The sequence below is a fragment of the Streptococcus sp. 1453 genome, from assembly GCF_013276955.1.
Lineage (GTDB): Bacteria > Bacillota > Bacilli > Lactobacillales > Streptococcaceae > Streptococcus.
The window spans coordinates 209543-231377 of the sequence record NZ_VMLZ01000003.1 but is presented as its reverse complement, the minus strand read 5'-3'; the positions used below and the strand labels follow the sequence as shown (position 1 = coordinate 231377).

At 40.5% G+C, this 21835-nt stretch carries 18 protein-coding genes, 1 tRNA gene, 1 pseudogene and 1 riboswitch; of the genes and pseudogenes, 15 read left to right on the top strand and 5 right to left on the bottom strand.

The window, feature by feature from the left end; all coding sequences use genetic code 11:
* Position 1 precedes the first annotated feature (1 nt).
* Positions 2 to 3094, top strand: coding sequence for a pneumococcal-type histidine triad protein (locus HW098_RS02995; protein ID WP_176139243.1), 3093 nt, complete (start codon positions 2 to 4; stop codon positions 3092 to 3094).
* Between the two features lie 211 nt (positions 3095 to 3305).
* A complete protein-coding gene (locus HW098_RS02990) occupies positions 3306 to 6815 on the top strand; it encodes a pneumococcal-type histidine triad protein (protein WP_176139242.1) in 3510 nt (1169 codons plus the stop codon).
* A 53-nt stretch (positions 6816 to 6868) separates the two neighbouring features.
* On the opposite strand, the gene pepT is transcribed toward HW098_RS02990, so the two are convergent.
* The gene (pepT, locus tag HW098_RS02985) at positions 6869 to 8092 is read right to left on the bottom strand and encodes a peptidase T (RefSeq protein ID WP_176139241.1); all 1224 of its coding nucleotides are present in this window, start codon (positions 8090 to 8092) and stop codon (positions 6869 to 6871) included.
* 153 nt (positions 8093 to 8245) lie between these two features.
* Between pepT and hemH the strand changes: the two are divergent.
* Positions 8246 to 9339, top strand: a pseudogene (gene hemH, locus HW098_RS02980) (ferrochelatase).
* A gap of 40 nt (positions 9340 to 9379) precedes the next feature.
* Here the strand turns inward: hemH and mscL are convergent.
* Together mscL and HW098_RS02970 are read right to left on the bottom strand one after the other, a co-directional pair.
* Complete coding sequence (mscL, locus tag HW098_RS02975) at positions 9380 to 9757, bottom strand: large conductance mechanosensitive channel protein MscL (protein WP_000916792.1); 378 nt, start codon at positions 9755 to 9757, stop codon at positions 9380 to 9382.
* A gap of 81 nt (positions 9758 to 9838) precedes the next feature.
* Positions 9839 to 10270: a GtrA family protein gene (locus tag HW098_RS02970; RefSeq protein ID WP_176139240.1), complete on the bottom strand. Its 432-nt coding sequence runs from the start codon at positions 10268 to 10270 to the stop codon at positions 9839 to 9841.
* Between the two features lie 28 nt (positions 10271 to 10298).
* Positions 10299 to 10395: riboswitch (PreQ1 riboswitch) on the top strand.
* Between HW098_RS02970 and HW098_RS02965 the strand changes: the two genes are divergently transcribed.
* The 4 genes from HW098_RS02965 to dapA all read left to right on the top strand — a co-directional run bounded on the left by HW098_RS02965 (position 10393) and on the right by dapA (position 13496).
* Positions 10393 to 10902 (top strand): QueT transporter family protein, encoded by a 510-nt coding sequence (locus tag HW098_RS02965; protein WP_176139239.1) that lies wholly within the window; start codon positions 10393 to 10395, stop codon positions 10900 to 10902. Its footprint overlaps the riboswitch before it by 3 nt.
* Before the next feature lie 99 nt (positions 10903 to 11001).
* A tRNA-Thr gene (locus HW098_RS02960) sits at positions 11002 to 11074 on the top strand.
* A 354-nt stretch (positions 11075 to 11428) separates the two neighbouring features.
* A complete protein-coding gene (locus HW098_RS02955) occupies positions 11429 to 12505 on the top strand; it encodes an aspartate-semialdehyde dehydrogenase (protein WP_000542462.1) in 1077 nt (358 codons plus the stop codon).
* A 55-nt stretch (positions 12506 to 12560) separates the two neighbouring features.
* On the top strand, positions 12561 to 13496 hold the full coding sequence (dapA, locus tag HW098_RS02950) for a 4-hydroxy-tetrahydrodipicolinate synthase (protein ID WP_000121608.1): 936 nt from the start codon (positions 12561 to 12563) through the stop codon (positions 13494 to 13496).
* A gap of 45 nt (positions 13497 to 13541) precedes the next feature.
* Here the strand turns inward: dapA and mnmE are convergent, their stop codons facing one another.
* Together mnmE and HW098_RS02940 are read right to left on the bottom strand one after the other, a co-directional pair.
* Positions 13542 to 14915, bottom strand: a complete 1374-nt coding sequence (gene mnmE / locus HW098_RS02945; protein WP_119919540.1) for a tRNA uridine-5-carboxymethylaminomethyl(34) synthesis GTPase MnmE — start codon at positions 14913 to 14915, stop codon at positions 13542 to 13544.
* Between the two features lie 137 nt (positions 14916 to 15052).
* A complete protein-coding gene (locus tag HW098_RS02940; protein WP_001117401.1) occupies positions 15053 to 15235 on the bottom strand; it encodes a 4-oxalocrotonate tautomerase in 183 nt (60 codons plus the stop codon).
* Positions 15236 to 15357: 122 nt separating this feature from the next.
* Here HW098_RS02940 and HW098_RS02935 point away from each other — a divergent pair, with 122 nt between their 5' ends.
* Genes HW098_RS02935 through pmp23 form a run of 8 tightly spaced genes read left to right on the top strand, consistent with a single transcriptional unit; the run spans position 15358 to position 21792 of the window.
* Positions 15358 to 15948 (top strand): thymidine kinase, encoded by a 591-nt coding sequence (locus HW098_RS02935; protein WP_176139238.1) that lies wholly within the window; start codon positions 15358 to 15360, stop codon positions 15946 to 15948.
* A complete protein-coding gene (prfA, locus tag HW098_RS02930) occupies positions 15945 to 17024 on the top strand; it encodes a peptide chain release factor 1 (RefSeq protein WP_125456463.1) in 1080 nt (359 codons plus the stop codon). Before HW098_RS02935 ends, prfA begins: the two co-directional genes overlap by 4 nt.
* Complete coding sequence (gene prmC, locus HW098_RS02925; protein ID WP_176139237.1) at positions 17024 to 17860, top strand: peptide chain release factor N(5)-glutamine methyltransferase; 837 nt, start codon at positions 17024 to 17026, stop codon at positions 17858 to 17860. Before prfA ends, prmC begins: the two co-directional genes overlap by 1 nt.
* Complete coding sequence (locus HW098_RS02920) at positions 17844 to 18446, top strand: L-threonylcarbamoyladenylate synthase (RefSeq protein ID WP_054385309.1); 603 nt, start codon at positions 17844 to 17846, stop codon at positions 18444 to 18446. The genes prmC and HW098_RS02920 overlap by 17 nt, the downstream gene beginning before the upstream one ends.
* Position 18447: 1 nt before the next feature.
* Complete coding sequence (locus HW098_RS02915) at positions 18448 to 18879, top strand: GNAT family N-acetyltransferase (RefSeq protein ID WP_176139236.1); 432 nt, start codon at positions 18448 to 18450, stop codon at positions 18877 to 18879.
* A 60-nt stretch (positions 18880 to 18939) separates the two neighbouring features.
* The gene (glyA, locus tag HW098_RS02910) at positions 18940 to 20196 is read left to right on the top strand and encodes a serine hydroxymethyltransferase (RefSeq protein ID WP_176139235.1); all 1257 of its coding nucleotides are present in this window, start codon (positions 18940 to 18942) and stop codon (positions 20194 to 20196) included.
* Positions 20197 to 20203: 7 nt separating this feature from the next.
* Positions 20204 to 21178: a nucleoid-associated protein gene (locus HW098_RS02905; RefSeq protein WP_176139234.1), complete on the top strand. Its 975-nt coding sequence runs from the start codon at positions 20204 to 20206 to the stop codon at positions 21176 to 21178.
* The gene (gene pmp23, locus HW098_RS02900; RefSeq protein ID WP_054385313.1) at positions 21178 to 21792 is read left to right on the top strand and encodes a cell wall hydrolase Pmp23; all 615 of its coding nucleotides are present in this window, start codon (positions 21178 to 21180) and stop codon (positions 21790 to 21792) included. The genes HW098_RS02905 and pmp23 overlap by 1 nt, the downstream gene beginning before the upstream one ends.
* Positions 21793 to 21835: the final 43 nt, after the last annotated feature.

Below are 21835 nucleotides of genomic sequence, written 5' to 3'. Positions count from 1 at the left end.
AATGAAAATCAATAAAAAATATGTAGCAGGTTCAGTGGCAGTTCTTGCCCTAAGTGTTTGTTCCTATGAACTTGGACGGTACCAAGCTGGTCAGGCTAAGAAAGAGTCTAATCGAGTTGCTTATATAGACGGTGATCAGGCTGGTCAAAAGGCAGAGAACTTGACACCAGATGAAGTCAGTAAGAGAGAGGGAATCAACGCCGAACAAATTGTTATCAAGATTACGGATCAAGGTTATGTGACCTCTCATGGAGACCATTATCATTACTATAATGGGAAGGTTCCTTATGATGCTATTATCAGTGAAGAACTGCTGATGAAAGATCCGAATTATCAGTTGAAGGATTCAGACATTGTCAATGAAATCAAGGGTGGCTATGTCATTAAGGTAAACGGTAAATACTATGCTTACCTCAAGGATGCTGCTCACGCGGATAATATTCGGACAAAAGAAGAGATTAAACGTCAGAAGCAGGAACACAGTCATAATCATAATGCAAGCACAGATAATGCTGTTGCTGTAGCCAGAGCCCAAGGACGCTATACAACGGATGATGGGTATATCTTCAATGCCTCTGATATTATAGAAGATACGGGTGATGCTTATATTGTCCCTCACGGCAATCACTTTCACTATATTCCTAAGAGTGACTTGTCTGCCAGTGAATTAGCTGCTGCCCAAGCCTTCTTATCTGGAAAAGGTGGTCAATTAAGTACGGTTGCATATCGTTCAAGCAGGGGAGAAACAAGATCTAGTGTGAGAACGAGTCAATCTGAGACACCTCAAAATCCTGCAACAGATTCTGAAAGTCAAAGTGAGGATTTAGCTAGTCTTCTTCAAGAATTGTACGCTTTGCCACTTAGCCAACGTCATGTGGAGTCTGATGGATTAGTATTTGACCCAGCACAGATTATAAAACGTACAGCCAATGGTGTGGCAGTTCCTCACGGGGATCATTTCCATTTCATTCCTTATTCGCAAATGTCTACTTTGGAAGAAAAATTAGCTCGAAATCTACCAATTGGAGGTCAGCCAGTTCAAGGTCATGCTGATAATACAAAATCAAGCAGTCCTGCGAAACCAAGTTCAACCATTAAACCAAACTTTAATCTCAATACGCCGGCACCGAATAGAGCAACTGGAGGCGCTTATACAACGGATGATGGGTATGTCTTTAGTCCGTCAGATGTGATTGAAGATACAGGAGACGCTTTTATTGTACCGCATGGCAATCATTTCCACTATATACCAAAAGGCGCTTTGTCTGCAGGGGAATTGGCTGCAGCCCAAGCCTATTGGAATGGGAAGCAGGGGTCTCGTCCTTCTTCAAGTTCTAGTCATAATGCAAATCCAGCTCAACCAAGCTTGTCAGAGAACCACAATCTAACTGTCACTCCAACTTATCATCAGAATCAAGGGGAAGATATTTCAAGCCTTTTACGTGAATTGTATGCCAAACCTTTGTCAGAACGACATGTGGAATCGGATGGCTTGGTATTCGACCCAGCACAAATAACAGATCGTACAGCAAATGGTGTTGCTGTGCCTCACGGAAATCATTATCACTTTATCCCTTATTCACAAATGTCTGATTTAGAGCAGAAGATTGCAAGAATGATTCTGTTAAAAGGGCAAAATGGTGCAGTCGTGCCAGGAATGCATTATTTGAAACCAGCACCAAAACCGCAAGCTCAACCGTCAACTGAGAAAAAACAAACTAATTTTGCAGTAGAACAGGTTGTTAGAAAAGTTGGGAAAGGCTATGTTGTGGAAATTGCTGGTGTCAGTCACTATGTTTTTGCTAAAGACTTGGCTAAGGATAAGATTGATGCTATTGAAAATCTCTTGTCTAAGAAAACTCAAGAGACACATGCTCTAGTTGCGAAGAAAGAAAACGTCTCTTCTCGTGACAAAGAATTTTATGATAAAGCTTATAATCTGTTAACCCAGGCTCATAAAGCCTTGTCTGAAAATAAGGGGCGTGCTGTTGATTTTCAAGCCTTAGACAAATTAGCAGAACGCTTGAATAATGAATCTTCTAATAATAAAGTAAAATTGGTAGATGATTTATTGGCATTTCTAGCACCGATTACCCACCCAGAACGCCTTGGCAAACCAAATGCTCAAATTGCCTATACAAACGATGAAATTAAATTAGCGAAATTAGCAGGTAAATATACAACCTCAGATGGCTACATTTTTGACGAACATGATATTGAAAGTGATGCAGGAAATGCCTACGTCACTCCACACTTGAACCATAGCCACTGGATTAAAAAAGACAGCTTATCTGAAGCTGAAAGGGCAGCAGCTCAGGCTTATGCTAAAGAAAAAGGCTTACAAGCTCCAAATTCTACTGAAGCAAAACCAGAGGCAACAGGGACAGAAGCTATCTATAACCGCGTAAGAGCTGAGAACAAGGTACCATTAGAAAAAATACCAAATCATTTACAGTATACTGTAGCTGTACAGAATGGTTACTTTATAATTCCTCACTTTGATCACTATCATAATCTTAAGTTTGCATGGTTTGACGAAGGACTCTATAAGGCACCTGAGGGTTATACCTTAGAAGATTTATTTGCGACTGTAAAATACTACGTTGAACATCCGGACCAACGTCCTCATTCAGATAATGGTTGGGGTAATGCTAGCGACCATGTTCGTAAAAATAAGGCAGACCAAGACGGTAAACCTGATGAAAATAAGGAACATGATGAAGTAAGTGAGCCAACTCGCTCTGAATCTGATGAAAAAGAGAATCACGCTGGTTTAAATCCTTCAGCAGATAATCTTTATAAACCGAGCACTGATGAAGACGAGACAGAGGAAGAAGCTGAAGATACTACAGAAGAGCCAGAAGTCCATCAAGTAGAGACTGCAAAAGTAGAAGCTAAACTCAAAGAAGTAGAAGCTTTACTTGATAAAGTAACGGATGCTAGTCTGAAAGCTACTGCGACTGAAACCCTGGCTAGTTTACGAGGTAACTTGAGCCTGCAAACCATGGATAATAATGACATCATGACAGAGGCAGAAAAATTACTTGCTTTGTTAAAAGGTAGTGAGTCAATTGAGACGAAGCCAGAAGCATAAGTTTATCCTATTAAATCAAGATGATGTAAGAGTCAGTAGCAATACTGGCTTTTATTTTTTTAAATGATATAAAAATCTTGACAGATAAACTTAAAAAAGGTAAACTATTTACTGGTTAATTAAATGGTTAAATAACCAGTTTAGAAAAAATTGTTTAACCGAGAAAAAGAAGTTAAGAAAAAGCTTCATCATTTATTGAAATGAGGGATTTATGAAATTCAGTAAAAAGTATATAGCAGCTGGATCAGCTGTTATCGTATCCTTGAGTCTTTGCGCCTATGCATTGAACCAGCATCGATCGCAGGAAAATAAGGACAATAATCGTGTCTCTTATGTGGATGGTAGCCAGTCAAGTCAGAAAACTGAAAACCTGACACCAGACCAGGTTAGCCAGAAAGAAGGAATTCAGGCTGAGCAAATTGTCATCAAAATTACAGATCAGGGCTATGTGACGTCACACGGTGACCACTATCATTACTATAATGGGAAAGTTCCTTATGATGCCCTCTTTAGTGAAGAACTCTTGATGAAGGATCCAAACTATCAACTTAAAGACGCTGATATTGTCAATGAGGTCAAGGGTGGCTATATCATCAAGGTCGATGGAAAATATTATGTTTACCTGAAAGATGTAGCTCATGCTGATAATGTTCGAACCAAGGATGAAATCAATCGTCAAAAACAAGAACATGCCAAAGATAATGAGAAGGTCAACTCTAATGTTGCTGTAGCAAGGTCTCAGGGACGTTATACGACAGATGATGGTTATGTCTTTAATCCAGCTGATATTATCGAAGATACTGGTGATGCTTATATCGTTCCCCACGGAGGTCACTATCACTACATTCCAAAAAGTGATTTGTCTGCTAGTGAGTTAGCAGCTGCAAAAGCTCATCTAGCTGGTAAAAATACGCAACCGAGTCAGTTAAGCTATTCTTCAGCAGCTAATGACAATAACACGCAATCTGTAGCAGAAGGATCAACTAGCAAGCCAGCAAATAAATCTGAAAATCTCCAGAGTCTTTTGAAGGAACTCTATGATTCACCTAGTGATCAACGTTACAGTGAATCAGACGGTCTGGTCTTTGACCCTGCTAAGATTATCAGTCGTACACCAAATGGAGTTGCGATTCCGCATGGCGACCATTATCACTTTATTCCTTACAGCAAGCTCTCTCCTTTAGAAGAAAAGATTGCCAGAATGGTGCCTATCAGTGGAACTGGTTCTACAGTTTCTATAAATGAAAAACCTCATGAAGTAGCGTCTAGTCTAGGAAGTCTTTCAAGGAATCCATCTTCTTCAACGACAAGTAGGGAACTCTCTTCAACATCTGATGGTTATATCTTTAATCCTAAAGATATTGTTGAGGAAACAGCAACAGCTTATATTGTAAGACATGGTGACCATTTCCATTACATTCCTAAGGCGAATCAAATTGGACAACCGACTCTTCCAAATAATAGTCTAACAACACCTTCGCCATCTCTTCCAATCAATCCAGGAACTTCACATGAGGAGCATGAAGAAGATGGACACGGCTTTGATGCTAATCGTATTATTGCGGAAGATGCGGCAGGCTTTGTCATGACTCATGGTAACCACAATCATTATTTCTTCAAGAAGGATTTGACAGCAGAGCAAATTAAGGCAGCGCAAGACCACTTGAAAGGGGCAAATACAGCTACACCAAATCCAGCTCATGATGATCACGATGATGATGAGCATGACCACCATCATGGGGAAGACCATGATCACGGTTTTGATGCCGATCGTGTCATTAGTGAGGATGATCAAGGATTTGTCATGAGTCACGGAGACCACAATCATTACTTCTTCAAGAAAGATTTGACAGCAGAGCAAATTAAGGCCGCACAGGATCATTTGAAAGCACATCATGATGCAGAGCCTGTAAAACCTCTTGCTAAAACGGTAGAGTCTTTCTCAAGAGATGCTAGTGATGAAGAAAAAATTGCTTATATTTCTAAAACATACGGAGTTCCACTTGAAGCGATTAGAATTTCAAACGGATTCTTTGTTTTTGGAAATCCAGACCAAGCCTACGATCCAACTCATATCCATCCCTATGCTGTTCGTAAGGAACACGTTCGACTTCCACTCCAAACTGGAAATCCTGAACTTGATTTCCTAAATGAACTTTATACGACTGCCTTACGTGATGGTGTATCTCCTTATAGTTTGCAGGTAGAGAATGGTAGTTTTGTGATTCCTCATGGCGACCACAATCACTACATCAAGGTTCAAACTAAGGGCTATGAAGTAGCTTTGAAAAACAAGATTCCAGCCCTACAATCCAATTATCAACCTGGAGCCTTTGATGAGAAGGCAGTCTTGGAAAAAGTAGATCAACTTCTTGCTGAAAGTCGAAACGTCTATAAAGACGATCCAATCAAACAAAGACAGATTGAGTTAGCCTTGGGTCAGTTTACTGAAAATATGAAGAAACTGGCAACTAACTCTACAGTAGGTTATCTTGCGACACTGGATCTCTTTGATAAGCAATATATCCATATTGATGAAAGTGTCAAACCTGTTGAAACAAGTGCTTTAGATAAGAAATATCAGGCCTTGATTGATAAAATCAATACCTTGGATACAGACTCTTATGGACTTCCAAAGAAAGACCTTCTCGTTCGACTCCAAGAGGCTAAGTTGGCAAAAGATGAGGCTGCTCTAGCAGCGGTTGAATCACAACTTCAAGCTCTTCAAGACTTTAATGACCGTACTGGTGATACAACAGTGGAATACATCAAGTACTTCTATGAGCATGTAAACGATGGTCGTTTAAGTGATGAGCTTCGTAATAAAGTAGCTAATTTGACTTTTACTTTATATCAATCTCAATCCTTCCGTAAGGCTGTGGACTTGAATAAACTGTTCCCAAGCATTTACCAGACAAAACAAGAAGTAGAAGAGGCTTTGAAAAATCAGCCAGCTACTGCAAAAGTAAATGAAACAGTTTTAGATAAAGAAAAAGTTGATAACCAATCTGCTAAGCAAGCGATTTATGAATTTTTGAAAGATCTTTATCCTGATCTTAAAAAAGAAGAGCATGTCAATCATGTCAGCAAGGAAGAAGTAGAAAGTCTTTTGAGCAAGGCAAATCAACTCTTGGAACAACTCCAAGAAGAAGGAATCAGACAATCCTTGGCAGAAGAAGTAGAAAATCTCAAAGCTGCCACAAACAAGGCTGATGCAGACTTGGATGAAGTAAACAGCCAGGTAAAAGATGTCTTGACTCGTATCGCTAGCGCCCTTCAACAAGAGAAGGAAAATGCTGAACAAGATCCTCAGACACTTGTACTCTATCAAAAACTCTACGATATTCTCATATCGCTTCACTCTTATTTAGAAAGTAATAATGGTTCTGATGAGGACTTTGATAAAGTGGATGCATTACTAGATCAACTTTCTGCTAAGAGTAAAGACAAAGCAGCTTTACTTGAATTGACAAAAGCTATTCTAGTTTTGAATCACCAAATCCAGTCAAAAGCTAGCTCAAGTGAAGAAACAAGTCCAGCAAGAAATGCTGAAGCAAATGGTGCTAACACCAGTGCTGAGAACCAACCAAACGCAACTGCAGAATCTAACAGTGAAACTGCCAGCGACGAAAACAAACCAAGCAACGCAACAGATTCTAAACCTGCTGAATCAACTTCAGAAAATGAAACAGTAGAATCTGCAACAAGTACTGGAAACTAAGAAAAACCAGCAGAATAAAAAGAAAGGCGAAGTAGCTGAGCTACCTCGTCTTTTTAGTCTTTATAAGCTACGATACCAATGATGGTATCAACTGCACGTTCCATAGTCTGAAGGCTGACGTATTCAAAACGTCCATGCATGTTTTCGCCACCCGCAAAGATATTTGGAGTTGGGATTCCCATAAAGGAAATTTTAGAGCCGTCTGTTCCGCCACGGATTGGTTCAATAATAGGCGTGATACCTAAATCTTCCATAACGGCCTTAGCAATGGTAATTGGAGTCATATCTTTTTCAATGACTTCTTTCATATTGTAGTACTGATCTGTCAGGTTTAGGGTGACACGGTCGCTAGCAAGTTCTTGATTCATCTTATCAGCGATAGACTGCATGGCTGCTTTACGCGCTTCAAAGGCATCTTTTTCAAAATCACGAATGATGTAGCTTGCACGCGCCTCCTCAACACTACCTGTCACTTCCATAAGATGATAGAAGCCTTGGTAACCTTCTGTTAGCTCAGGGCGATCATTCTCGGGAAGTTGATTATGAAAATCAATTGCTAGCTGAAGGGCGTTGACCATCTGACCTTTGGCAGTTCCAGGGTGGACATTACGTCCTTGGAAATGCAATTCAGCCCCAGCTGCTGAGAAGGTCTCGTATTGAAGTTCCCCTAGTGGTCCTCCATCAACTGTGTAGGCAAAATCCACATCGAAATCTTCTGCATCAAATTTATTGGCACCAACACCGATTTCCTCATCTGGACCAAAACCAACACGAATCTCACAGTGTTTGATTTCAGGATGGGCAGTCAGATATTCAATAGCAGTCATAATTTCAGCAATCCCTGACTTGTCATCAGCACCTAGCAAGGTTGTTCCATCAGTTGTGATGAGCGTTTGTCCTGGATATTTCTCCAGACTCTTGAAGTCAGCTGGATCCAGTTTGAAACCAGAATTCCCTAGTTCAATCACACCCCCATCGTAGTTTTCAATCACCTGAGGATTGACTCCTTCGGCATTAAAGTCAGCAGTATCCATGTGGGAAATGAAGCCAATTTTTCGTGTTAAAGCTGGATCGTTGGCAGGTAAGGTCCCAATCGCAAAACCATTCGGTAGATAGTAAACATTTTGCAGCCCAACACGTTTCATTTCAGGAATAAGAACATTGGTTGCGAAGTCAACCTGACTCTGCGTACTTGGAGTAGTAGTAGAGTGTTCATCAGAGCGCGTGTTGACCTTAACGTAGGTTAAGAAACGGTCCAAGAGATTTGGATAAGTCATAAAAAACTCCTTTTGAATTCATTTTTTCCATTGTATCATAGAAAGAAGAGAAAAACAAAAGACAGAAGTTAGGGGAATTTACAATGTTAGCGTTTACTTATCAACGAATTCATGATAAAATAAACTTGATAAAAATATCACAAGGAAGCGATTATGAAAAAAGCAATTTTAATGATGACTTTCGGTTCGCCAGAAGAGATTACCTTTGAAGGTGTGGCTGATTTTTTCACAAATATTCGTCGTGGAGTGAGACCTCAAGACCACGAGATTCAAACTCTCTATGATAATTATGTACGAATTGGCGGCACTCCTCTGCAAAAAATTACCCGTGAAGAGGTTGCTTTGGTAGAAACTAGGCTGGGGAATGAGTATAGTGTTTATTTTGCTAATAAGTTTTCTAGACCCTTTATCCCAGATGTGATTGGTCAGATGGAAGCAGACGGAATCGAGCAGTGTATTTGCTTGATTTTAGAGCCCCATTATTCTTTTTACTCTGTTATGGGTTATGAGAAATTTTTAGAAAGCAAGCAAATTCAATTTTTGGTCATTAAGGACTGGTATCAAGAAGAAGCGCTATTAAATTATTGGGCAGATGAAATTGCTAAGATTTTAAAAGAAGAAGTAAAGCAGGATAGCTTTACTTCTTCTTTTCAGCCCACAGTGTGCCCATTTTTGCCTTGGATTTTGGTGACCCATATATTGACCAAATTTTCGAAAATAGCAAGCTAGTTGCTGAAAAACTAGGCTTGAGTTCAGAACAATATACAAATACCTGGCAAAGTGAGAGTGATATTGGGATTCCATGGATTAAGCCAGATGTATTAGAATATCTCAGAGAACAGACAGAACATCCAGACCATTATATTTTTGTTCCTATCAGCTTCATTAGCGAGCATATTGAAGTCTTGTTTGACAATGATGTGGAATGTTATGACTTATGTCAGGAATTTGGGGTAAACTACCATCGTCCACTAATGCCAAATACAGATTCTCGTTTGATTGATGCCTTGGTTAATACAGTCAGAGCTAATGAGGACAAAGAGTTTAAGGAATTTCTCCCAGAAGAAGAAACCTTTGATGAGTTAGTTCCTTCAGATGAGACTAAAAACATTTTGGCTGAATCTGAAGATTTACAAATGCCAGAATTTGTGAAAAAATTGATTGAGAAAAAAGGTCGTGAAAATGTTAAGATGCCTTATTTGATCAAGAAAATGATTGAGAAAGCAGGTAAGTTACCAAAAGAGTAAAGAAAAAGGATTTAGCTTGGCGCTAGATCCTTTTAATCGATTATTTTTTCTCAAGAAGGGCTTTGATTTCTTGAAGGACTTCCAACTCGGTTGGTTTTTTTTCGTCAGTTTTTTCTTCCTTTATGCCAGTGAGTTTCTGTGCTTTTTCAATACCCTTGATAATAAAGAAGAGGGCGGTACCCACAAAGATAAAATTGATAATAGCACTTAAAAAGTTACCATAGCCGACTCCATGCCAAGAAAGTTGAGCGATACGTTCGACTTTAGCAGCTTTCAAAGCGGGATTTAAAATAAGAGGAGTGATAATGTCGTTTACAAGTGAAGTAACGATAGCACCAAAAGCAGAGGCAATGACAACACCGACAGCAAGGTCAATAACATTTCCTCGAAGCAAGAATGATTTTAGATTTTTTAACATACTGTTTTCCTTTCAACGTTTCGTGTTTCATTGTATCCTAAATCATTATAGAAGGCAATTAAAAGGCTCATAAATGGAGCATTATTTTCTAAAAATATAGATCTTGCTCAAGATATAATTGATGATAATAATGAGTATTTGTGCAATTATTGTTTCAATAGCATTTATCTTATCAGGATTTTCGTTTACAAATTGCCCTATGATATGAGGAGAATGAGTTACAAAGAGAAAAGTTAAAAACAAATCTAACAGAAAAGTAGAAAGGCGGGCAAGAAAAAATTTCACTAAACGGATAAGCCGATTCTTCCTTGCTTGCTTAAATACAAGCCTATCATTTGTGATAAAGGCAAAGAGGATACCAATAATATTTGCTAGGGCAGTAGCAAGGAGTTCCTGATGACTTAGTTGATAAATGACTAGTCGTGAGAGAATCGAAACTAGAGTTGTTGCAAGGCCAAAAAAGAGATAGGCTAAGATTTCATTGTTAAAAAATTTTTGAATACGAATTTTCATGTTTTAAGTATAGCATAAAGCAGGCTATTGTGCTATACTAGTAAGGTTGAATAAAGCAACCCTTGGTGCTTAGCTTCTTTCACCAAGCATATTACACGCGGATAACCGCCAAAGGAGAAAAGATGAAAAAATTAACTATTCGTGATGTTGCAGATATTGCAATCGTCGCTGCTATCTATGTCGTTTTGACTGTCACACCGCCTCTAAATGCCATTAGCTATGGTGCTTATCAGTTCCGTATTTCAGAAATGATGAACTTTATGGCTTTTTACAATCCCAAGTATATCATCGGAGTTACTATCGGTTGTATGATTGCTAATTTCTTTAGCTTCGGACTCCTAGATGTCTTTGTTGGTGGCGGATCAACCTTGGTATTCCTCAGTTTAGGTGTTTGGCTTTTTGCAAAATATAGCAAGGATTACCTCTTTAACGGATTGATTCGAAAAGATCATTTCTTCTTTTCAATCTTCTTTTCAATTTCCATGTTTACTATCGCTGCAGAGCTAAATATTGTAGCAGAATTACCATTCTTCCTTACTTGGTTTACAACAGGTATCGGTGAATTTGCCTCATTGATTATTGGAGCGATTATTATTGGTAAAATTGCTCGTCGAATCGATTTGAGCAAATAGAAGAAGACAAGCTAGGTAGCCTTTACCTGGCTTTTTCTTATAGAAAATTTCTAAGGAAACTTGACAAGTTTTTCTGATTATAGTATACTTCTTAAGTAAGCTGATTTAGCTCAGTTGGCAGAGCGCATCCATGGTAAGGATGAGGTCGCCGGTTCAATCCCGGCAATTAGCATGATAGAAACAAAATGACCTTGGGAGACCAAGGTTTTTCTTATTGACCTGTATAAATGAAGTTAAAGCGTTTTGGCTGTTGACAAAAGTCATTCTCTTTAGTAGAATAGAAGATGCGATGAGTCGATAGGTAGTCTTCGGACTACTATTGAGCATAAGGAGGTCATAACGCAGGAGCGGACCTTGATGAGTTGTGTGAACCTGCTCATCACATGAAGATGCCTCTTAGTCCCTAGTCTAGCGACTGGGGATTTTTATTTTTCAAAAAATGATGAAAAAGCTTTGCAATTCATGGAAAAAGTAGTATAATACTTCTATTATAGAAATTTTTAGAAAATTCCGAAAGAGGTTATTTATGGGATATACAGTTGCTGTAGTCGGCGCGACAGGTGCTGTCGGTGCTCAGATGATAAAAATGTTGGAAGAATCAACACTTCCAATCGATAAAATCCGTTTACTTGCTTCTGCACGTTCAGCAGGCAAGACTTTGAAATTTAAAGATCAAGATATTACAATTGAAGAAACGACTGAAACAGCTTTTGAAGGAGTTGATATTGCTCTCTTTTCAGCAGGTGGTTCTACATCAGCTAAGTATGCACCATACGCAGTTAAAGCTGGAGCGGTAGTAGTTGATAATACATCTTACTTCCGTCAAAATCCAGACGTTCCTTTGGTTGTTCCAGAGGTCAATGCTCATGCACTTGATGCCCACAACGGGATTATTGCTTGCCCTAACTGTTCAACAATCCAAATGATGGTGGCGCTTGAACCTGTCCGTCAAAAATGGGGCTTGGATCGTATCATCGTTTCAACTTACCAAGCAGTTTCAGGTGCTGGTATGGGAGCAATTCTTGAAACACAACGTGAACTTCGTGAAGTCTTGAATGATGGTGTGAAACCACGTGATTTGCATGCGGAAATCTTACCTTCAGGCGGTGACAAGAAACATTATCCTATCGCCTTTAACGCTCTTCCACAAATCGATGTCTTCACTGACAATGATTACACATACGAAGAGATGAAGATGACCAAGGAAACTAAGAAAATCATGGAAGATGATAGCATTGCAGTATCTGCAACATGTGTGCGTATTCCAGTCTTGTCAGCTCACTCTGAGTCTGTTTACATCGAAACAAAAGAAGTGGCTCCAATCGAAGAAGTAAAAGCAGCTATCGCAGCTTTCCCAGGTGCTGTCCTTGAAGATGATGTCGCTCATCAAATTTATCCTCAAGCCATCAATGCAGTGGGTTCGCGTGATACCTTTGTTGGTCGTATCCGTAAAGACTTGGATGCTGAAAAAGGAATCCACATGTGGGTTGTTTCAGATAACCTTCTCAAAGGTGCTGCTTGGAACTCAGTTCAGATTGCAGAAACTCTTCACGAACGTGGATTGGTTCGTCCAACAGCTGAATTGAAATTTGAATTAAAATAGTTATATCGTTTAGGAGTTCAGATGAACTCCTTCTTTGAAATAGAGAGGTGTTTTCATGTCTTATCAAGATTTAAAAGAGTGTAAAATCATCACAGCTTTTATTACCCCCTTCCATGAGGATGGTTCTATCAACTTTGACGCTATTCCAGCCTTGATTGAGCATCTGTTAGCGCATCATACAGACGGAATTCTCCTCGCAGGGACCACTGCTGAGAGTCCAACTTTGACCCACGATGAGGAGTTGGAACTCTTTGCGGCTGTACAAAAGATTGTCAATGGACGCGTTCCTTTGATTGCGGGTGTAGGTACTAATGATACGCGTGACTCTATTGAGTTTGTCAAAGAAGTAGCAGAATTTGGCGGCTTTGCTGCTGGACTTGCTATTGTTCCTTACTACAACAAACCTTCGCAAGAAGGAATGTATCAGCATTTTAAAGCCATTGCAGATGCTTCTGACCTACCAATTATTATCTATAACATTCCTGGGCGTGTGGTTGTCGAATTGACTCCAGAAACCATGCTTCGCTTGGCTGACCATCCAAATATTATTGGTGTCAAAGAATGTACTAGTTTGGCTAATATGGCTTACTTGATTGAGCACAAACCAGAAGAGTTCTTGGTCTATACTGGTGAGGATGGAGATGCTTTCCATGCCATGAACCTTGGTGCTGATGGGGTTATTTCTGTTGCATCCCATACAAATGGAGATGAGATGCACGAGATGTTTACTGCCATTGCAGAAAGCGATATGAAGAAAGCGGCAGCTATTCAGCGTAAATTCATTCCTAAGGTTAATGCCCTCTTCTCTTATCCAAGTCCTGCTCCAGTTAAAGCTGTTCTGAACTATATGGGATTTGAAGCTGGACCAACACGCTTACCTCTAGTTCCAGCACCAGAAGAAGATGCCAAACGCATTATCAAAGTCGTCGTAGATGGCGACTACGAAGCGACCAAGGCAACTGTAACAGGTGTCTTAAGACCAGATTACTAATAAGACAATAAAATCCATGACCGCACGAACGATCATGGATTTTTCTTATTTTCCTAAACAGAATTGGCTAAAAAGTTGGGTAATGAGTTCATCTGGTGCAGCATCCCCAGTGATTTCTCCGAGGATTTCCCAAGTACGAGTCAAGTCAACTTGAAGCAAGTCAACTGGCATACCTAGTTCCAGCCCTTCATTAACAGCCTGTAGGCTTTCAACAGCCTTCTCAATCAAGGAAATATGACGGGCATTTGACAAGTAAGTGGCATCTTGCTCAACCAAACCAGCATTTTCAAAGAAGAGGTTGTTGATTCTCTCTTCAATCTTATCGATGTTTTGGTTTTTAAGGACTGAAATGCGGATGACGTCTTCAGGTAGTTCCGAAGTTTCAATCGCTTCAGGCAGGTCGGTTTTATTAAGAAGAATAATACGGTTTGTATCTTGGCTAATCTCAAGAAGTTGTCGGTCTTGGGCAGTTAAGGGCTCGCTAGAGTTTAGTACTAGCAGAACCAAGTCAGCTTCCTTAAGAGCTTTTTTCGAACGCTCAACACCGATTTGTTCAACGATATCATCCGTTTCACGGATACCAGCTGTATCAATCAATTTGAGAGGAACACCATTGATGTTGACGTATTCTTCGATGACATCACGGGTTGTACCAGCAATATCTGTAACGATAGCCTTGTCCTCACGCAAGAGGTTGTTGAGAAGGCTAGATTTCCCAACATTGGGACGGCCGATGATTGCTGTAGAAATTCCTTCCCGAAGGATTTTGCCACGACGGGCTGTCCTAAGGAGATTAGTTAGTAATTGTTCAAACTCCATAGTCTTCTCACGGACCACAGCAGTAGTGGCTTCCTCAACATCGTCGTACTCAGGATAATCAATATTCACCTCGACTTGGGCAAGTGTATTGAGGATTTCTTGACGGGTATTGTTAATCAGGTCAGAAAGGGAGCCGTCTAATTGTTTAACTGCAATGTTCATAGCCTTGTCTGTCTTAGCACGGATGATGTCCATAACGGCTTCAGCCTGAGTCAAGTCAACACGTCCATTTAGGAAGGCACGTTTGGTAAATTCACCAGGTTCTGCCAACCGAGCTCCTTCACGGATAGCTAGCTGGAGAATCTCATTGGTCACCGCAATCCCACCGTGGGTGTTAATCTCGATAATATCCTCACGAGTGAAGGTCTTTGGAGACTTCATGGCTCCAACCATAACCTCGTCCATGACCTTACCATTTTGAGGGTCAACAATGTGACCGTAGTTAAGGGTATGGCTAGCAACCTGACTCAAGTCTTTTCCTTTAAAAATCTTTTGCGCAATCGCAAAACTTTCTGTTCCGCTCAGGCGGACAATACCAATAGCCCCTTCACCTAGTGGAGTAGAGATAGCAGCGATGGTATCAAATTCACGTGTAATCATAATGTTTCCTTTAATTAATAGCTCTTTTCTTGGAAATTTTTCCAAGTATCCTTTCAAATTGTAACAAATTTAGGCTATTTCTTCAATGGATGCTACTTGGAGATTGAAAAAGCCTAAGCATTTCTGCTTAAGCTAGCTTATTTGGTACGCATTTCCCCTTGTGGAAAGTAAGTTCCTTCTGGCATGTCGTTGATGATGACATGAACAGCTGATTGAGGTGCTCCAGTGTTACGGACAACCGCTTCCGTTACTTCCTTAGCAAGAGCCTTCTTTTGCTCGAGCGTGCGTCCTTCAAATAAATCGATGCGTACAAATGGCATAATAGCTTCCTCCACTAGTTTTGATTTCTTCTATTTTACCACATTTTGCCGTTTAAAGCTTAAGAAAATTATGATATACTAGAATGTAGCAAAAATTTAGAAATGGACGTGAAGCAAGAAACATGGCACAGTTGTATTATCGTTATGGGACCATGAACTCTGGTAAAACGATTGAGATTCTCAAAGTGGCCTATAACTACGAGGAGCAGGGAAAAGGTGTTGTGATTATGACCTCGGCTCTGGATACGCGTGACGGTGTTGGCTATGTGTCGAGTCGGATTGGTATGAAACGCCCTGCCATTGCGATTGAGGAAACGACGGATATCTTTGGATTTATCCGAGATTTACCTGAGAAACCATACTGTGTTTTGGTCGATGAAGCCCAGTTTCTCAAACGTCATCATGTTTATGACCTAGCTCGTGTTGTAGACGAGTTAGACATACCCGTTATGGCATTTGGTTTGAAAAACGACTTTCGCAATGAACTATTCGAAGGTTCAAAATATCTCTTGCTTTTAGCAGATAAAATCGATGAGATTAAGACCATCTGTCAGTATTGTAAGAAAAAGGCGACTATGGTTTTGCGAACACAGGATGGACTGCCCGTTTACGATGGAGAACAGATCCAGATTGGTGGCAATGAAACCTATATCTCGGTTTGCCGTAAACATTATTTTGCCCATGAAATCAATAAGGAGAATGAAGAAAAATGAACATCTATGATCAACTACAAGCTGTAGAAGACCGTTATGAAGAACTAGGAGAATTGCTCAGTGACCCAGATGTGGTCTCTGACACCAAACGTTTTATGGAGCTTTCAAAAGAAGAAGCTTCAACTCGTGATACGGTAACAGCCTACCGTGAGTACAAACAAGTCCTTCAAAACATCGTTGATGCCGAAGAGATGATTAAGGAATCAGGTGGAGATGCGGACTTGGAAGAAATGGCCAAGCAAGAGCTCAAAGATGCCAAGGATGAAAAAGAAGAATACGAAGAAAAACTGAAAATCTTGCTCCTTCCAAAGGATCCGAACGATGACAAGAACATCATCCTTGAAATCCGAGGAGCAGCTGGTGGAGATGAAGCAGCACTTTTTGCGGGTGACCTTCTAACCATGTACCAAAAGTATGCAGAAGCCCAAGGATGGCGCTTTGAAGTCATGGAGGCTTCTATGAATGGTGTCGGTGGTTTCAAAGAAGTGGTTGCTATGGTTTCTGGTCAGTCTGTATACTCTAAACTCAAGTATGAATCTGGTGCCCACCGTGTGCAACGTGTCCCTGTGACAGAAAGCCAAGGCCGTGTACATACTTCGACAGCGACAGTTCTTGTCATGCCTGAAGTGGAAGAGGTTGAATACGACATTGATCCAAAAGACCTTCGTGTCGACATTTATCACGCCTCTGGTGCTGGTGGACAGAACGTCAACAAGGTTGCGACAGCCGTTCGTATCGTTCACTTGCCAACCAATATCAAGGTTGAGATGCAGGAAGAACGTACCCAGCAGAAGAACCGTGAGAAGGCCATGAAAATCATCCGTGCGCGTGTTGCTGACCACTTTGCTCAGATTGCCCAAGATGAACAAGACGCTGAGCGTAAGTCGACAATCGGTACTGGTGACCGTTCAGAACGGATTCGTACTTATAACTTCCCACAAAACCGTGTTACGGACCACCGTATCGGCTTGACCCTCCAAAAACTAGATACCATTTTGTCTGGTAAGTTGGATGAGGTTGTGGACGCCTTGGTGCTCTATGACCAAACGCAAAAACTAGAAGAATTAAACAAATAATGAAATTAGCTCAATTATTTTCAGATTTTGAAGAAGAGTTGGTTAGACAAGGAGAGGAAGCTGAAAGCCTCTCTTTTGTCTATCGTAGCCTGAAAAATCTCTCTTTTACGGACTTTGTCTTTGCTCTGCAGCAGGAAGTGACGGAAGAGGAAGAAGTATTTGTAAAAGGAATTTTCCAACAGTTAGCAGCTTATAAACCAGCCCAGTATATTATAGGTAGGGCAGATTTTTATGAAATGCAGCTAAAAGTTGATGAGCGGGTTTTGATTCCTCGTCCAGAGACAGAGGAGTTAGTGGAGCTTATCCTGGCTGAAAATCCTGGGATGAATCTATCTGTTCTGGATATTGGAACAGGTAGTGGAGCTATTGCTCTCGCCTTAGCAAAAAACAGACCAGATTGGTCAGTGACAGCAGCAGATATTTCCCAAGATGCTTTAGATGTAGCCAGCGAAAATGCTAAAAATCAAAATCTTCAAATATTTTTAAAAAAATCTGACTGTTTTACAGAAATTTCTGAAAAATATGATATAATTGTTTCCAATCCACCCTATATCTCTCGTGAAGATGAGTCAGAGGTCGGCTTGAATGTTTTGCATTCGGAGCCTCATCTAGCTCTCTTTGCAGATGAGGATGGCCTAGCTATTTACCGTAGAATTGCGGAAGATGCAAAAGACTATCTCAAAGATGGTGGTAAGATTTACCTTGAAATTGGATACAAGCAAGGTCAAAGTGTTCCCGAATTTTTTAGGAAACATCTTCCTGAAAAGCGAGTACGAACACTCAAGGACCAATTTGGTCAAGATAGGATGGTCGTGGTTGATGATGGACAGGATTAAACAAGAGTTGGAAAATGGTGGAGCTGTCGTTTTACCTACAGAGACAGTTTACGGTCTTTTTGCTAAGGCCTTAGATGAAAAAGCAGTTGACCATGTTTACCAACTCAAACGTCGTCCTAGAGATAAGGCACTCAATCTCAATATTGCCTCTTTAGAGGACATCTTGTACTTTTCAAAGAATCAGCCAACTTATCTTCAAAAACTTGTAGAGACCTTTTTACCAGGTCCCTTGACCATTATTCTCGAAGCCAATGACCGAGTTCCCTATTGGGTCAATTCTGGCCTTGCAACGGTGGGATTTCGGATGCCCAGTCATCCTATCACGCTGGATTTGATTAGAGAGACGGGGCCCTTGATTGGACCGTCTGCCAATATCTCAGGTCAGGCAAGTGGGGTAACCTTTGAACAAATTCTGAAGTATTTTGACCAAGAAGTTCTGGGTCTGGAAGACGATGCTTTTCTAACTGGACAGGATTCAACTATTTTGGATTTGTCTGGAGACAAGGTGAAAATCTTACGCCAAGGGGTTATTAAGCGAGAAGATATTCTTGCTCAGTTGCCAGAGATTTCTTTTGAGGAGGAATGAGATGCTAAGAGGTTTAAGAGAAACTGATGTGAAAGCGATATGTGAGATCAACCAAGATGCTTTGGGTTATTCTTTTAGTCCAGAGGACACAGCTAGTCAACTAGCTAGACTGTCTCAGGATTCCCATCATTTCCTACTTGGCTATGAGGATGCAGTTAGTCATGTCTTACTTGGATATGTCCACGCTGAGGTCTATGAATCACTTTATTCTAAAGCAGGATTTAATATTTTAGCTTTGGCAGTTTCACCTCAAGCGCAAGGTCAAGGTATTGGTAAAAGTTTACTACAAGGGTTGGAAGAAGAAGCAAAAAGACGTGGTTATGGGTTTATCCGCTTAAACTCTGCCGATCATCGTCTGGGAGCTCATGCATTTTATGAAAAAGTTGGTTATACTTGTGATAAAATGCAGAAACGGTTTATTCGCATCTTTTAGTTTATTTTCTTATTGTAAAATCAAACTAATGGACTAGTCACACAATAAAGGAGAAGACCTATGATTTTTGACAAAGATGATTTTAAAGTATACGATGCTGATCTCTGGAATGCTATTGCCAAAGAAGAAGAACGCCAACAGAATAATATCGAGTTGATTGCTTCGGAAAACGTAGTTTCCAAGGCTGTTATGGCAGCTCAAGGGTCTATCTTGACAAACAAATATGCCGAGGGTTACCCAGGACACCGTTATTATGGTGGAACGGATGTAGTAGATGTGGTAGAATCTCTAGCCATTGAACGCGCAAAAGAAATTTTCGGCGCTAAATTCGCTAATGTCCAACCTCACTCAGGCAGCCAAGCCAACTGTGCGGCTTACATGGCCTTGATTGAGCCAGGTGATACCGTCATGGGGATGGATTTGGCAGCAGGTGGACACTTGACCCACGGAGCTCCTGTCAGCTTCTCAGGTCAAACCTACAACTTTGTTTCTTACAGTGTTGACCCTGAAACGGAACTCTTGGATTTTGATGCTATCTTGAAACAAGCCCAAGAAGTAAAACCAAAATTGATCGTAGCAGGTGCTTCAGCCTATTCTCAAATTATCGACTTTTCAAAATTCCGTGAAATTGCGGATGCTGTTGGGGCTAAACTCATGGTAGATATGGCTCATATTGCTGGTTTGGTTGCAGCTGGTCTACATCCAAGCCCAGTTCCATACGCCCATATCACAACAACAACGACCCACAAAACCCTTCGTGGACCTCGTGGTGGTTTGATTTTGACTAATGACGAAGAACTTGCCAAGAAGATTAACTCAGCTATTTTCCCAGGTATTCAGGGTGGACCTTTGGAGCATATTGTAGCTGCCAAGGCTGTTTCCTTTAAAGAAGTTTTGGATCCAGCCTTCAAGGAATACGCTACCAATGTTATCAAAAACAGCAAAGCTATGGCAGATGTCTTCTTGCAAGACCCTGATTTCCGTATTATTTCTGGTGGGACTGAAAATCACCTCTTCCTTGTTGATGTGACTAAGGTTGTAGAAAACGGAAAAGTTGCTCAAAACTTGCTGGATGAAGTCAATATTACCCTAAATAAAAATTCAATTCCTTACGAAACCTTGTCACCATTCAAGACAAGTGGGATTCGTATCGGATCTGCAGCCATTACTGCGCGTGGATTTGGTGAAGAAGAGAGTCGCAAAGTGGCTGAACTCATCATTAAAACCCTTAAGAATGCAGAAAATGAAGCTGTCTTAGAAGAAGTGAGAAGTGAAGTCAAAGTGTTGACAGACGCCTTCCCATTATACGAGGACTAAAACTTTTATGGACATTTATATTAAGAAAGCCATTATTCACCAGTTCAGTCCGGCTGATACCGAGCTGTTCCTAGCGGATAAGCTTCTCAATATTACTCCAAAAATCGAAGAATACCTGCGTAAAAAAATTGAACGTGTGTATTCAGATGAAGCCAAGACTGGGATTTTCGAGGAAGAAAATCCCTTCTTCAATCACATCACAGACGATTTGTTGGAGACATCAGTAACACTGGCTAATCTCTGGAAAGAGGAGTTTAGCATTTCTGAAAATCTCAAGACCAATGACTTGATTTTTGTGCAATTTTCTAAAGAAGGTGTGGAACATTTCGCTTTCTTACGAATTGCCCTGCGAGAGACCTTGACCCACCTCGGAGGAGAAGTTGATAATCCAATCAAGCTGACTCAGAATAACCTGCCTGGATTTGGAACAGGGGCTGATGAGGCCTTGGTAGTCAATCTTCAGAGTCGCAAGTATCATCTGATTGAAAAACGAATCAAGTACAACGGGGCTTTCTTGAACTATTTTTCAGAAAATCTTCTTGCCGTCGCCCCTAAGATTTCACCCAAGAAATCCATCAAGGAACTGGAAAAGACAGCCCAGAGAATTGCTGAAACCTTTAACACAGATGATTTTCAATTTCAATCCAAGGTCAAATCAGCGATTTTCAACAACCTAGAAGAAAGCAATGAATTGTCACCTGAAAAATTGGCCAACGACCTTTTTGATAATAATCTGACGGCTCGTTTGAGCTTTATTGATCAAGTCAAGGAAGCTGTACCAGAGCCTGTTCAATTTGATGAAATTGATGCCAGTCGCCAATTAAAGAAATTTGAAAACCAAAAACTCTCCTTGTCAAATGGAATTGAGCTCATCGTTCCCAATAATGTTTATCAAGACGCTGAGTCTGTTGAGTTTATCCAAAATGACAATGGAACCTACTCTATCTTAATCAAAAATATCGAGGATATCCAAAGTAAATAATGTTTAAACGAATTCGAAGAGTGCTTGTACTAGCAGTCTTCCTTTTTGCTGGCTATAAAGCTTACCGCGTTCACCAAGATGTCAAGCAAGTCATGACCTATCAACCCATGGTGCGAGAAATCTTGAGTGAAAAAGACACCCCAGCAAACGAAGAGCTTGTGCTCGCTATGATTTATACCGAAACAAAAGGAAAAGAAGACGATGTTATGCAGTCTAGTGAGTCTGCTAGTGGTTCAACCAATACCATCAACGATAATGCCTCTAGCATTCGGCAAGGCGTTCAAACTCTGACAGACAATCTCTATCTAGCCCAGAAGCAGGGTGTTGATGTCTGGACCGCTGTTCAAGCCTATAATTTTGGACCTGCCTATATCGATTTTATCGCCCAAAATGGCAAGGAAAATACCTTGGCTCTGGCCAAACAGTACTCTCGTGAGACTGTTGCCCCCTTGCTGGGTAATACTACTGGAAAGACTTATAGTTATATTCATCCCATTTCCATTTTTCATGGAGCCGAACTCTATGTAAATGGAGGAAATTATTACTATTCTAGGCAGGTTCATCTCAACCTTTACATCATCAAATGTTTCACTCTCTTTTCGACATCTGGCTAGCCCAGGTGTTTTTGTTATAAGTTTTCTTTAAGATAGATATATT